Below are 12,523 nucleotides of genomic sequence, written 5' to 3'. Positions count from 1 at the left end.
GCGGCCGGCGGGGCGGGCGCGCGGTGAGGTGGGCGGCGTCACAGCCGGCCCCGGGGCGTGAGAGAGTGGCCGTCATGCGTGCTCGCCGTCTCATCGCCGCCGCCAGCGTCGCGGCCCTCGCTGCACTCTCCCTCGCCGCCTGCGGGCGGTCCGCCCCGAGCGTCGCCGCGTACGTCGGGGACACGAGCTACTCGATCGACCGGGTCAACGCCATCCGCGACGAGGCCGCGCAGGCGTACGCCGGGGTGGTCAAGGCCGCCGAGGAGCAGGGCCAGACCGTCCCGGCCGAGCTGCGCCAGCTCAGCCTGGACGGCCAGGACGTGGTCAACCTGCTGGTCGGCCTCGACCTGGGCAAGCGGATCGTCGCCGACAAGAAGCTCCAGGTGTCCGATGAGATCAGCCCGGCCGACATCGGCCAGGCGCTGCGCGTCCCGGACACCGAGTACGCGAAGCTCGCCGCCGAGTGGTACGACGTCTTCAACGCGCTGGGCCATGGGCTGCCGAAGGCCGAGCTCTCCGACGCCGACACCGCCGCCGTCTACGACGCGCTGGTGAAGGCGAACGTGGCACGTCCCGGCTGGTCGACCGAGCAGCAGCGCCAGGCGTTCTCCGACCCCTCCATCGCGCCCCAGGTCTCGGCGGTGGTGGGCCTGAGCGAGGCGCTCAAGGAGCAGGTCGACCGGGCTGACGTCCGGGTCAACCCCCGCTACCCGACCCTGGCCGTGCCCGCCCTGCTCCAGATCCAGTCGCAGAACGTCAACCTCTACGACCTGCCGTACGTGGACGGCGCGGACCAGGTCACCGACATCTCCACCCCGGAGCCGGAGTCGACCGAGTCGGAGTCGACCGAGCCGGGCTCGGCCGAGCCGAGCGCGTCGGTGGCGCCCTGAGCATGACCGCGCGCATCGTCCTGCTCGTCACCTCGCCCCGGCTGCCCGCCGGCCTGATGACCGCGCCCGCCTGGGACGTCGTCCGCTCCGCGCCGGTGCTGGCCGGCGCCGAGAGCGAACTGGCCACGGCGGTCCGGTCGACGGGCGCCGAGGTCACGGTGGTGACCGAGGGCGCCACCCAGGCGTTGCTCGACGCGGCGGCCGCGCACGGCAGCGCGGTGTGGCTGGCCGGGCCGGCCGGCGACGAGGCGCTCGCCCGTGAGCTGGGGCTGCGGCTGGCCCGCCAGCCCGGCCTCGCCGAGCTGGAGCTGATGTACGGCTCGTGGGACCCGCCGGGGGCCCGGCTGCTCGACGCCGTCGAGGTGATGGACCGGCTCGCCGCACCGGGCGGTGACCCGTGGAAGCGGGCGCAGACCCACCGCAGCCTGGCCGGGTTCCTGCTGGAGGAGTGCTACGAGGCGTACGACGCGATCAGCGCCGACGACACCGACGCGCTCCGCGAGGAGCTGGGCGACGTGCTGCTCCAGGTGCTGCTGCACGCCCGGCTGGCCGAGAACCTGCCGGAGGGGAAGCGCTGGACGGTCGACGACGTGGCCGGCGGGCTGGTCGACAAGATGGTCCGCCGCAACCCGCACGTCTTCTCCGGTGCGCAGGCCGGCTCGATCGAGGAGATCGAGGCGAACTGGGAGCGGATCAAGCGGGCCGAGAAGACCCGCGAGTCGGTGCTGGACGGCATCGCGCTGAGCCAGCCCGCGCTCGCCCTGGCCGCGAAGGTCCTGGACCGCGCCGGCCGCGTCGGCCTGGCCGTCCCCCCGCCGCTGGCGGAATCCCAGGTCGACCCCGAGGCGCGACTCGGCGCCGGCCTGCTCGCCACGGTCGCCGCCGCCCGGCAGGCCGGCATCGACCCCGAGGCGGCCCTGCGCCGCGCCACCCTGGCGTACGCCGACGCCGTCCGGGCCGCCGAACGCGCCGCCCCGCCCGACGTCCCTGAGCATTGATCATGAGGTTAGCGGTGCCGGAACGCGCATTCCGTACCGCCAACCTCATGATCAACGGAAGGTCGGCGCGGGAAGATCGGTAAGGTCGTCGGCATGGAGTCGTTCGTGCCGCTCGCCGAGCGGATCGTGGAGGCGTTGCTGGAGAGCCGGCCCGGGCTGGCCACCTCGGCCGGGGACCACCGGTACGACGACCGGCTGCCCGACCTGTCCGCCGACGCCCTCGCCGCCGACCAGGCGATGCTCAAGGACGCGGCCGACGCGCTCTCCGAGATCGACCCCGACTCGCTCGACGTCGAGGAGCGGGTCGACCACGCGTTGCTCAGCAGCCTGGTCGACCGGGGCCTGTTCGAGGCCACCGAGATCCGCGGCCACGAGTGGGACCCGCTGCGGCACAACCCCGGCCCGCTGCTGCACGCCCTCATGGCCCGCCCGTACGCGCCGGTCGAGGAGCGCCTGACCCACCTGGCCGGGCGGCTGGCGGCCGTACCGGACGCCCTGGCGACCGCGCGCGCGACGCTGCGCGACATGCCGCGGATCCACGCCGAGACGGCGGTCGGGCAGTTCACCGGCACGGCCGCGCTGATCCGCGACGAGGTGCCCGGGCTGCTCGCCGAGGCACCGGCGCTGCACGACCGCGTGGAGCCGGCCGCCACCGCGGCGATCGCCGCGCTGGAGGAGTTCGTGGCGTGGCTGCGGATCGGCCTGGCCGCCGACGCCGGCCCGGGGCGCGACCCCCGGCTCGGTCGACGCCGGTGGGAGGCGCGGCTCTGGCACACCCTCGACACCGAGCTGAGCGCCGCCGAGGTGCAGCGCCGCGCCTGGGCCAACCTCGACCGGGTGACCGCCGAGATCCGGGCGGCGGCCGTCGAGCTGGTCGGCGGCCCGGCCGACGACGAGACGGTCCGCCGGGCGCTGGACCTGCTCGCCGCCGAGCACCCGGACGACGCCACCATCGTCGACCTCGCCACGGTCACGCTCGACGAGGCGAGCGACTTCGTCCGGGCCCACGACCTGGTCAGCCTGGTCGACGACCCGTGTGTGATCCAGGAGATGCCGGAGTTCGCCCGGGGCGTGGCGGTGGCCTACTGCGACTCGCCCGGCCCGCTGGAGACGGCGGACGTGCCGACCTTCTACTGCATCGCGCCCACCCCGGCGGAGTGGCCGGCGCAGCGGGTCGAGTCGTTCTACCGCGAGTACAACGACCACATGATCCGCAACCTGACCGTGCACGAGGCGATGCCCGGCCATTTCCTCCAGCTCGCCCACGCCCGCCGCTACGCCGGGCCGACCCGGGTCCGCGCGTTGACCGAGTCCGGTGTGTTCATCGAGGGCTGGGCGGTCTACACCGAGGAGCTGATGGCCGGGCTGGGCTTCGGCGGCCTGCCGGTCCGGCTCCAGCAGCTCAAGATGCAGCTCCGGATGACCATCAACGCGCTGCTCGACCAGCTCGTGCACTGCGAGGACCTGCCGGAGGCCGAGGCCATGGCGCTGATGACCGGGCGCGGCTTCCAGGAGGAGGGCGAGGCGGCCGGCAAGTGGCGGCGGGCGCTGCTCACCTCGACCCAGCTCTCCACCTACTTCGTCGGCTACAGCGAGATGGCCGACATCGCCCGCGCCCGGCCCGACGGGGTGTCGACGCGCGACTGGCACGACGCCATGCTGGCGCACGACTGCCCGCCGCCCCGGCACCTTCGGACGCTGCTGGGGATCTGACCGTCAGCGCGGGCCGCCGCCGGCGACCGCGTCGACCAGCCAGCGCGACAGGGAGTACGCCGGGGGCAGCTCCGCCGGCAGCGCGTCCACCGGGAACCAGCGCGCCTCGGTCAGCTCCCTCGGGTCGACCTCCGGCTCGGCGGCCAGGTCGCTCACGGTGGCGGTGAAGCCGGCCAGCAGGGTGCCGGGGCCGGACATCGCCCAGGGCTGGCTGTCCACGTAGGTGGGCCGCCCGATGGTCAGGCCGACCTCCTCGGCGACCTCCCGGTGGGCGGCCGCCTCCAGCGACTCGCCCGCCTCGACGAACCCGGCGACCAGCGCCCACAGCTCCGTCGGCCCGTACGCGTGCCGGACCAGCAGCAGCTCGCCGGGGCCGCCGGCCGGGCCGGGGCGGGTGATCGCCACCAGCACCGCCACGGAGAGCGGCAGGAACGTGGTGAGCCCGCAGGCGGGGCAGCGCCGGGCCGTCTCGCCCGGCACGTCGGTCAGCTCGGCCCGGCACGCCCCGCACCACCGGTGCGTACGCCGCCAGGTGACCACGGCGAGCGCCCGCCCGGCCAGGTCCGCCCAGGTCGCGGGCAGCTCGGCGGCGAGGCCCCGCCAGCCGCGCCAGCGCCCGTTCAGCGCCGTGTCGTCGGCCACCTCGGCCGCCCAGGCCGGGACCCCGTCCAGCGTGCCGACCGGCACCCAGTCGAGGGTGCCGGGCAGCTCGCCGATCCGGGGGAACCGCCCGTCGGCGCCGGTGAGCAGCCTGCGCCCGGCCACCGCCAGGGCCAGGTCGTCCGGGTGCGGCGGGCGGCCGTGATCGGCGGCGGGCAGAAAGCCGGCCCGGCCGGCGACGGCACCGTTCCGGCCGGCCGGGAGGTGGAGCCGGTCGGTCACGAGGTCGACTGGCGGCGGTCGACCACGCCGGCCCCGGCCGGCACGTCGAAGGCGGCCGACTCGACCGTGTCGGTGTAGCGGCTCAGGGTGACCTCCGCCGGCTTGCCGTCGAGGGTGCCGGTGAAGCTGCCCAGCACCCCCTCGGTGGTCACGCAGGCGTCGAAGCGGTTGCCGGCCCGGGTGACGTCGACGCAGGTGGCGTGGTGCCCGGCCAGCGTGGTGTCGCTCTGTTCGATGGTCGCCTCGGGGTCGAGCGCCGCGTCGGTGAGCAGCCGGATCACCGCGGGCGGGGTGACCAGGCCGAGCTTGCCCACCTCGCCGTAGACGACCACCGAGGGCTTGCCGGCGGTCAGCACCGGCGGCGACACCGTGCACGAGGTGCGCCCGGCCGTGTTCGCGCACCGGGTCACCGCCTCCTGGGTGACCGTGATCTTGCCATCCGGCCAGGTGTACGAGGAGCGCAGCGGCTCCTTGGTCTGCGCGATCGACGCGGTGCGCCCGCCGCTGAGCTGGTAGTCGGCGGCCCAGGTCTGCTCGAGCGCCCGGTCCATGCGGGCGGTCAGGTCGTTGACCAGATCGGCCCGTCCGAGGGCGACCCCGGTGTCGTCGAGGGCCTGGCAGCCGGTGACCGAGAGCGACGCGAGGGCCGAGGCGGCGAGCACGCGGAGAGTCGTCGAGGCGGCGGGCATGCCGCCCAGCCTTGTCGATCGACGCAACCTCTCGCAAACCCGTTGTCGGTTGAGGCCGGAGAATCCGGGAATGTCCGTGTCACCGGCCGTGGTGGGCGGGATTCGCGCCCGGGTCCGTCGCGGGGCGCGCTTCCTCGCGTTCAGTCACCGGGTGCGGCCCCGCAGGGCATGGGCGAGGGCGGGGACCGATACGCTGCGTTCAACACCTGCCTCAGCCGCACCGTCGCGGCCCATACCGGACCGGAACACACAAACGAGGAGCGACTCAGTGGCAACCATCGAGGGAATCGTCGCCCGGGAGATCCTGGACTCGCGGGGCAACCCGACGGTCGAGGTCGAGGTCGGGCTCGACGACGGCACGATCGCCCGCGCCGCGGTGCCGTCCGGCGCCTCCACCGGCGCCTTCGAGGCGATCGAGCTGCGCGACGGTGACAAGGACCGCTACCTGGGCAAGGGTGTCGAGAAGGCCGTCACCAACATCGAGGACAGGATCGTCGACCAGCTCATCGGGTACGAGGCCAGCGAGCAGCGGCTGATCGACCAGAAGATGCTCGACATCGACGGCACGGACAACAAGGCCGAGCTGGGCGCCAACGCCATCCTCGGTGTCTCGCTGGCCGTGGCGAAGGCCGCCGCCGGCAGCGCCGAGCTGAGCCTCTTCCGCTACCTGGGCGGCCCGAACGCGCACCTGCTCCCGGTGCCGATGATGAACATCCTCAACGGTGGCGCGCACGCCGACTCGAACGTCGACATCCAGGAGTTCATGATCGCGCCGATCGGCGCGCCCACCTTCCGGGACGCGCTCCGCTCCGGCGCCGAGGTCTACCACGCGCTGAAGTCGGTGCTGAAGAAGAAGGACCTGTCGACCGGCCTCGGCGACGAGGGCGGTTTCGCCCCGAACCTGCCGACCAACGCCGCCGCGCTCGACCTGATCGCCGAGGCCGTCGAGAAGGCCGGCTACCGGCTCGGCACCGACATCGTCTTCGCCCTCGACGTGGCCGCCACCGAGTTCTTCGACAACGGCAGCTACACCTTCGAGGGCACCGCGAAGACCGCCGAGGAGATGAGCAACTACTACACCAAGCTCGTCGGCGACTACCCGATCGTGTCCATCGAGGACCCGCTGTCCGAGGACGACTGGAGCGGCTGGGCCACCCTCACGGCGGCGCTCGGCGACCGGATCCAGATCGTCGGCGACGACCTGTTCGTCACCAACCCGCAGCGCATCGCCCGGGGCATCAGCGAGCGCGCCGCCAACGCGGTGCTCGTGAAGGTCAACCAGATCGGCTCGCTCACCGAGACCCTGGACGCGGTCGACCTGGCCCACCGGGCCGGCTTCATGTGCATGATGAGCCACCGCTCGGGCGAGACCGAGGACACCACCATCGCCGACCTGGCGGTCGCCACCGGCTGTGGCCAGATCAAGACCGGCGCCCCGGCCCGCTCCGACCGGGTCGCGAAGTACAACCAGCTCCTGCGGATCGAGGAGGAGCTGGCCGACGCGGCGCGGTACGCCGGCGCCGGCGCGTTCCCGCGTTACCGTTCGGCCTGAGCCGAGAGCTCCGGGGAGGGGTGTGACGATGCAGCAGCGCCGCACACCGGGTGGCCAGCGGCCCGCCCGTCGGCCGGGTCAGGCCGGCCGGCCGGGCGCGGCCCGGGTCCGGTCGTCGGTCCGCGACGCCGGCGTCCGCGCCGAGCCGCGCGCCGCCGGCCGGTCACCCGGCGCCGCCCGCGCCACCGAGGGGGTACGCTCCGCGAGCCGTCCCGCGGCGGCCCGGCGTACCGCCGCCGGTGGCACGGTCAAGCGGCTCACCGCACCCCAACCCCGGCGCTTCACCGGGCGCGCCACCGTGCTGTTCGCGGTGCTGATCGCGCTCGCCCTGGCCTACACCTATCCGGTCCGGGTCTACCTGGACCAGCAGGCCGACATCGAGCGGATGGAAGCGTCCCAGCAGCGGCAGCGCGAGCTGATCCAGGAACTCTCCGCCCAGGCGGAGAAGTGGCACGACCCGGCGTACATCGAGACGCAGGCCCGGGAGCGGTTCTTCATGGGCCGGCCCGGCGAGACCCTGCTGGTGGTGCTCTCCGACCCGGAGGGCGCCGCCAAGGACGCCGGCAAGGGCGCGAAGCCGGGGCCGCCGAAGCCGCCCGACCCCTGGTACGACACCCTGTGGTCGAGCGTGCAGGCGGCCAACGCCGAGCGCCCCGACAAGTGATCGACAGACGAGCGAGGCACCGTGAGCGCGAGGAGCGAGCCGGGTCTGCGAGCCCCGCAGTCGCGAACGAAGGCGAATCTGTGAGCGTCGTACCACCGCAGGATCCGGCGGCGGAATCCGTACCCCCGCCGGAGCGCCAGCCGGCCACCGAGGCCGACCTGGCCGCGGTGGCCGCGCAGCTCGGACGCCCGCCCCGCGGCACCCGGGCGGTGGCCCACCGGTGCCCGTGCGGCCTGCCCGACGTGGTGGAGACGACGCCCCGGCTGGCCGACGGCACGCCCTTCCCGACGCTGTACTACCTGACCTGCCCGCGGGCCACCGCGGCGTGCAGCCGGCTGGAGTCGGCCGGGCTCATGAAGGAGATGGCCGAGCGTCTCGCCGAGGACCCGGAGCTGGCCGCCCGCTACCGGGCCGCGCACGAGGACTACCTGGCCCGCCGGGAGGCGATCGGGCAGGTGCCGGAGATCGCCGGGATCTCGGCCGGCGGCATGCCGGGGCGGGTCAAGTGCCTGCACGTGCACCTCGGGCACGCGCTCGCCGCCGGGCCGGGGGTCAACCCGTTCGGCGACGAGACCCTCGCCCTGGTGGAGAAGTGGTGGGCGGCCGGCCCCTGCGTGGACGTGCCCGCGGCGGAGTGAGATGACCGCCGCCGACGAGATCGTGGTCCGCCGCGCCCGCACCGGCGACGTACGCGGCATCCGGCGCCTCGTGGACACCTACACCGACGACCGGCGGCTGCTCAGCAAGGCCACCGTCACCCTCTACGAGGACGTGCAGGAGTTCCGGGTGGCCGTGACGCCCGACGGCACGGTGGTCGGCTGCGGCGCCCTGCACGTGATGTGGGAGGACCTCGCCGAGATCCGCACGGTGGCGGTCGACCCGTCCTGCCGGGGGCACAAGATCGGGCACCGGATCGTCGGCGAGCTGATCGACGCGGCCCGCGAGGTGGGCGTCGCCCGGATCTTCGTGCTCACCTTCGAGACCGGGTTCTTCGGCTCGTTCGGCTTCCGCGAGATCGACGGCGCCCCGGTGCCGCAGCCGGTCTACGAGCAGCTCCTCCGCTCCTACGACGAGGGTGTCGCCGAGTTCCTCGACCTGGAGCGGGTCAAGCCGAACACCCTCGGCAACAGCCGCATGCTGCTGCGCCTCTGACCCGCGTCACGCGCCGGGAGAACTCCGGCGCGGGTCGGCGACCGGGCCGGTCGGCCGCGGCGGCTGCCGTAGGGTGGCAGCCGTGACGACGCGTGTGGCCGCCATCGACTGCGGGACCAACTCCATCCGACTCCTGGTCGCCGACCTGCCCGACCCGTCCGCCGGGCCGCAGGCGCCGCTGGTCGACCGGAGCCGCCGGATGGAGATCGTCCGGCTCGGCCAGGGTGTCGACCGCACCGGCCGGCTCGCGCCCGAGGCGATCGAGCGCACCCGCGTCGCGCTCGCCGACTACGCGTCCGAGATCGAGAAGCTGGGCGCCGAGCGGGTCCGGATGTGCGCCACCTCCGCCTCGCGCGACGCCTCCAACGCCGCCGACTTCCGGGCCATGGTCGAGCAGACCCTCGGCGTCGCGCCCGAGGTGGTCACCGGCGACGAGGAGGCCCGGCTCTCCTTCACCGGCGCGGTCCGCGGCCTGCCCGCCGACGCCGAGCCGCCCTACCTCGTGGTCGACATCGGCGGCGGCTCGACCGAGTTCGTGGTCGGCACCCGGGAGGGCGGCGTCCAGGCGGCCATCTCGATGGACATCGGCTGCGTCCGGATGACCGAGCGGCACCTGCACGGCGACCCGCCCGGCCTGGACGAGATCGCCGCCGCGCAGGCCGACATCGCGGTCGCCGTGGACCGGGCGCTGACGGCCGTACCGGGCCGGGAGGCCGCCACCCTGGTCGGGCTCGCCGGGTCGGTCACCACCGTGGTGGCCATCGCCCAGGGGCTCCAGGAGTACGACCCGGAGCGCATCCACCACGCCCGCGTGTCGTACGACCAGGTCGCCGAGGTCACCGCCGACCTGCTGGGGAAGACCCGCGAGCAGCGGCTGGCCATCCCGGTCATGCACCCCGGGCGGGCCGACGTGATCGGCGCGGGCGCGCTGGTGCTCCGGGTCATCATGGAGCGCGCCGGGATGCCCTCGGTGGTCGCATCCGAACACGACATCCTCGACGGCATCGCCTGGTCCCTGGCCTGAGGCGGCACGGCGTGATCGACAGTTCAACGGCCGACCGTCACGGTGCGGGCCGTGGCGGCGCGATCGACGGGCCTAGGGTGGGTGGATGGCGGTCAGGCGGATCAAGCCGAACATCCTCTCCGACGACTTCGAGGCCAGCAGTCGCTTCTACCGGGACCTGATCGGGCTCGACGGCGGTCACGGGCTCGACTGGATCCTGTTCTTCGGCGGCGAGGTCCGTGAGGTCCAACTGTCCGTGATGAAGCTGGATGTCAAGGCCGGCGTCCACGCCGACGTGTCGATCGAGGTGGACGACCTCGACGACGTGCATGCCCGCTGTGTCGCCGCCGGCGCCGAGATCGTCTACCCGTTGACCGACGAGCCGTGGGGGCTGCGCCGGTTCTTCGTCCGCGATCCGAACGGCACGATCGTCAACGTGACTCAGCACCACGAGTAGCCCGGCGGGTCAGGACGCCCGGTGGCCGGTCGGCGCGGTGAACTGCCGACGGTTCACCGTGGACGCTGGCGAGGCCACTCCGACGACCGCTCGGACCTGACCGCGGAGCCGCCCGAGAGCAGCCCGGCCCAGTCCGAACGACCGGCCCAGTTCGAACCGCCTGCCCCGGGGGCACCGCCGGCGCGAACCAACTCCGGCTCGGGCGTGCTCTGCGGCGTGCTCAGGCCGAGACCGTCCACCCCCAACGGGCGGTCCCGCCTGTCCGCGGGTGAGATGATCTCGTCCGCCTGCAGAGGAGCGGGGGTGTCGTCCGCGGGCTGGGGCCACCGCTGCCAACGGCGGATGCTCACGACCCCGACGAGGAGCAGCGAGCCGACCAGCAGCGTCGTCCCGGTCCGGAGCGGGGCCGCCAGGTCGACCTGGTGGCCGCCCAGGGTCAGAGTGTGGTCGAACAGCTTCGTCACGGTGGTGGGGCTGACCAGCAGGCCCAGGTAGCTGGCCGAGTAGACCAGTCCGGTCAGCGCCGCGCCCAGCGGGGAGAACCGGAGCGTGGCGATGAGCCCGAGCACGATCCCGGCGGCGGCCAGCACCATTGCGGGACGAACGAAATCACCGCTGTCCAGTGCACCGCCGTTCTGCGCGGCGGCGAACGCCCGCTCCGACCGGTCCTGGCCGAGGGCGAAGAGAATCCAGGCCAGCGGACCGACGATGGCCGCGGCGAGCACGGTTCCGAGGTGTCGCATCGGGGGACCGTACCGATGTTCCGCGTCGATGAGCAGGCCCCATAAGGGAAAATTAAAGTCGATCCGCGCGTCGTGGTCAGGTGCGTTCGGTGGCGAGGCGGGCGCCGAAGCCGAGCGGCGCCACCCCGGTGAGCCCGTCCAGCCAGCGCCGAGACAGGAAGCCCTGCCGGAACCCGGCCAGCGCCTGCCCGGGCTCGGCGGCGGCCAGGAATGACGCGTAGCTGCTCCACGACACGCCCCGAGCCTACGTAGCTACCATGTGCTTGACGGTACTACGCAATCCGCACTAGTGTGCGGAGCGTGGATACGACGCAGCTCCTCAAGGGCGTGCTCGACCTCGCCGTTCTCGCCGTGCTCAAGGAGGAGGACGGCTACGGTTACGACATTCTCCGCCGGCTGCGCGAGGCCGGCCTGGAGGAGGTCGGCGACGCCTCGGTCTACGGCACCCTGCGCAGGCTCTTCGCCGCCGGGCTGCTGACCACCTACGTGGTGCCGAGCGAGTCCGGGCCGCACCGCAAGTACTACTCACTCAACGTCGCCGGCCGGGACCAACTGACCCGCTCCGGCAAGACCTGGCGCTCCTTCGCCACCACCATGGACGCACTGCTCGACGATCGGGGGATGGCGGCATGACCGTCACTGGGCAGGAGATCGCGGACTACGTCGACCGGGTGCGGGCCGCCCTGGCCGACCTGCCGCCCGCCGTCCGCGACGAGCTGACCGAGGACCTCCCGGAGCACCTCGCCGAGGTGGCCGCCGAGGCCGAGGGCACCCTCGTCGACCGGCTCGGCACGCCGGAGGCGTACGCGGCGGAGCTGCGGGCCGCCGCCGGCGCCGAGGCGGGAGCGGGTCCGGGGCACCGGCGCCGGCGCCTGGCCGCCGCGCAGGCGCGCGCCGGAACCCAGCTGCGCGCCCTCGACACCCAGCTCGGCCCGCTGCTCGGGCAGTCCTCCGTGAGCGAGTTCCTCCGCCCGCTGCGTCCCGCCTGGTGGCTGGTGCGCGGCTGGCTGGCGGCGCTGCTGATCTCCGTGGTGCTCGGCGAACCGTCCGGGCTGCTGCCCCGGCTCGACGGCAACGTGCTGGCCGGGCTCTTCCTGCTCGGCGGCGCCGTCCTCGTCTCGGTCTGGCTGGGCCGCCGCTCCGCCGGCTTCCGGGGCTGGCCGCGGCGGCTGCTGCGGCTGGGCACCGCGGCCCTGCTGCTCTTCTCCTTCGCCCTGCTGGTCAACGTCGACCAGCACGCCAGCTCCGACCAGTTCGGCAGCTACCAGGAGGTCTCGGTCGGCGACCGGTACGACTCGATCGAGGACGTCTTCGTCTACGACCAGGAGGGGCGGCTGGTCCGCAACGCCCAGCTCTTCGACCAGAACGGCGTGCCCATCCGGCTCGGTTGGCCTACCTGCCTGAGCGCGGACGGCAACATGCCCCCGCCGCGCAACGCCTACCCCTACTGCCCCGACCGGGCGCCCTTCGGGGCGCCGGCGCCGGCACCGGCGGCGCCGACCGTGAGCGCGCCGCCCGCGCCGAGCGGGAGCGCCGTTCCCGTCCCGGGCGGCAGCGTCACCCCCGCGCCGGCCGTGACTCCGTCGGCCGCGCCCAGCGAGAGCACGCCGGCGCCTGCGCCGACCCGCTGACGCCGATACCGAGGGGCGCCCACCGACCGGTGGGCGCCCCTCGGCGCGTCCACCGTGGAGGACCTCGTGGCGGCGCAGGGCCGTCGCCGGTGGCCACCCGCGCCGTCGCGTCCAGTGGGCGAACAGGAGGTGAATGCCACTGTTCTTCC

The 12,523-nt window shown here is 73.9% G+C and carries 15 protein-coding genes; 11 read left to right on the top strand and 4 right to left on the bottom strand.

What is annotated here, in order from left to right; genetic code table 11:
* The first annotated feature begins 74 nt into the window (after positions 1–74).
* From NFX44_RS30680 to NFX44_RS30670, 3 genes are all read left to right on the top strand, one after another.
* Positions 75–890, top strand: coding sequence for a hypothetical protein (locus NFX44_RS30680; RefSeq protein ID WP_262287085.1), 816 nt, complete (start codon positions 75–77; stop codon positions 888–890).
* A 2-nt stretch (positions 891–892) separates the two neighbouring features.
* Positions 893–1,888 carry a nucleoside triphosphate pyrophosphohydrolase gene (locus NFX44_RS30675; RefSeq protein WP_262287084.1) on the top strand — a complete coding sequence of 332 codons (996 nt, stop codon included), beginning with the start codon at positions 893–895 and terminating at the stop codon, positions 1,886–1,888.
* A 93-nt stretch (positions 1,889–1,981) separates the two neighbouring features.
* Positions 1,982–3,601: a DUF885 domain-containing protein gene (locus NFX44_RS30670; RefSeq protein WP_262287083.1), complete on the top strand. Its 1,620-nt coding sequence runs from the start codon at positions 1,982–1,984 to the stop codon at positions 3,599–3,601.
* A 3-nt stretch (positions 3,602–3,604) separates the two neighbouring features.
* Here the strand turns inward: NFX44_RS30670 and NFX44_RS30665 are convergent, their stop codons facing one another.
* Both NFX44_RS30665 and NFX44_RS30660 read right to left on the bottom strand, forming a co-directional pair.
* Entirely contained in the window at positions 3,605–4,483 is an 879-nt protein-coding gene (locus NFX44_RS30665) for an NAD(+) diphosphatase (RefSeq protein ID WP_262287082.1), read from the bottom strand.
* Positions 4,480–5,172, bottom strand: coding sequence for a hypothetical protein (locus NFX44_RS30660; RefSeq protein WP_262287081.1), 693 nt, complete (start codon positions 5,170–5,172; stop codon positions 4,480–4,482). The genes NFX44_RS30665 and NFX44_RS30660 overlap by 4 nt, the downstream gene beginning before the upstream one ends.
* A 268-nt stretch (positions 5,173–5,440) precedes the next feature.
* Between NFX44_RS30660 and eno the strand changes: the two genes are divergently transcribed.
* The 6 genes from eno to NFX44_RS30630 all read left to right on the top strand — a co-directional run bounded on the left by eno (position 5,441) and on the right by NFX44_RS30630 (position 10,000).
* Positions 5,441–6,724 carry a phosphopyruvate hydratase gene (gene eno, locus NFX44_RS30655; RefSeq protein ID WP_262287080.1) on the top strand — a complete coding sequence of 428 codons (1,284 nt, stop codon included), beginning with the start codon at positions 5,441–5,443 and terminating at the stop codon, positions 6,722–6,724.
* A gap of 28 nt (positions 6,725–6,752) precedes the next feature.
* Positions 6,753–7,388: a septum formation initiator family protein gene (locus tag NFX44_RS30650; protein WP_262287115.1), complete on the top strand. Its 636-nt coding sequence runs from the start codon at positions 6,753–6,755 to the stop codon at positions 7,386–7,388.
* A gap of 80 nt (positions 7,389–7,468) precedes the next feature.
* Positions 7,469–8,026, top strand: a complete 558-nt coding sequence (locus tag NFX44_RS30645) for a DUF501 domain-containing protein (protein ID WP_262287079.1) — start codon at positions 7,469–7,471, stop codon at positions 8,024–8,026.
* A 1-nt stretch (position 8,027) separates the two neighbouring features.
* Positions 8,028–8,540 (top strand): amino-acid N-acetyltransferase, encoded by a 513-nt coding sequence (locus NFX44_RS30640; protein WP_262287078.1) that lies wholly within the window; start codon positions 8,028–8,030, stop codon positions 8,538–8,540.
* A gap of 94 nt (positions 8,541–8,634) precedes the next feature.
* Positions 8,635–9,564 carry a Ppx/GppA phosphatase family protein gene (locus NFX44_RS30635; RefSeq protein ID WP_262287114.1) on the top strand — a complete coding sequence of 310 codons (930 nt, stop codon included), beginning with the start codon at positions 8,635–8,637 and terminating at the stop codon, positions 9,562–9,564.
* Positions 9,565–9,649: 85 nt separating this feature from the next.
* The gene (locus NFX44_RS30630; protein WP_262287077.1) at positions 9,650–10,000 is read left to right on the top strand and encodes a VOC family protein; all 351 of its coding nucleotides are present in this window, start codon (positions 9,650–9,652) and stop codon (positions 9,998–10,000) included.
* A 53-nt stretch (positions 10,001–10,053) separates the two neighbouring features.
* Here the strand turns inward: NFX44_RS30630 and NFX44_RS30625 are convergent, their stop codons facing one another.
* Positions 10,054–10,743 (bottom strand): hypothetical protein, encoded by a 690-nt coding sequence (locus NFX44_RS30625; protein WP_262287076.1) that lies wholly within the window; start codon positions 10,741–10,743, stop codon positions 10,054–10,056.
* Positions 10,744–10,819: 76 nt separating this feature from the next.
* On the bottom strand, positions 10,820–10,978 hold the full coding sequence (locus NFX44_RS30620; protein ID WP_262287075.1) for a hypothetical protein: 159 nt from the start codon (positions 10,976–10,978) through the stop codon (positions 10,820–10,822).
* A gap of 65 nt (positions 10,979–11,043) precedes the next feature.
* Here NFX44_RS30620 and NFX44_RS30615 point away from each other — a divergent pair, with 65 nt between their 5' ends.
* Together NFX44_RS30615 and NFX44_RS30610 are read left to right on the top strand one after the other, a co-directional pair.
* Positions 11,044–11,376, top strand: a complete 333-nt coding sequence (locus NFX44_RS30615) for a PadR family transcriptional regulator (RefSeq protein WP_151461256.1) — start codon at positions 11,044–11,046, stop codon at positions 11,374–11,376.
* The gene (locus NFX44_RS30610; RefSeq protein ID WP_262287074.1) at positions 11,373–12,374 is read left to right on the top strand and encodes a hypothetical protein; all 1,002 of its coding nucleotides are present in this window, start codon (positions 11,373–11,375) and stop codon (positions 12,372–12,374) included. The genes NFX44_RS30615 and NFX44_RS30610 overlap by 4 nt, the downstream gene beginning before the upstream one ends.
* Positions 12,375–12,523 lie beyond the last annotated feature (149 nt).

This window comes from Micromonospora sp. MA102 (assembly GCF_025460765.1).
In the GTDB taxonomy this organism is placed as follows: domain Bacteria; phylum Actinomycetota; class Actinomycetes; order Mycobacteriales; family Micromonosporaceae; genus Micromonospora; species Micromonospora halotolerans.
This window is presented reverse-complemented; position numbering and strand designations above follow the sequence as displayed.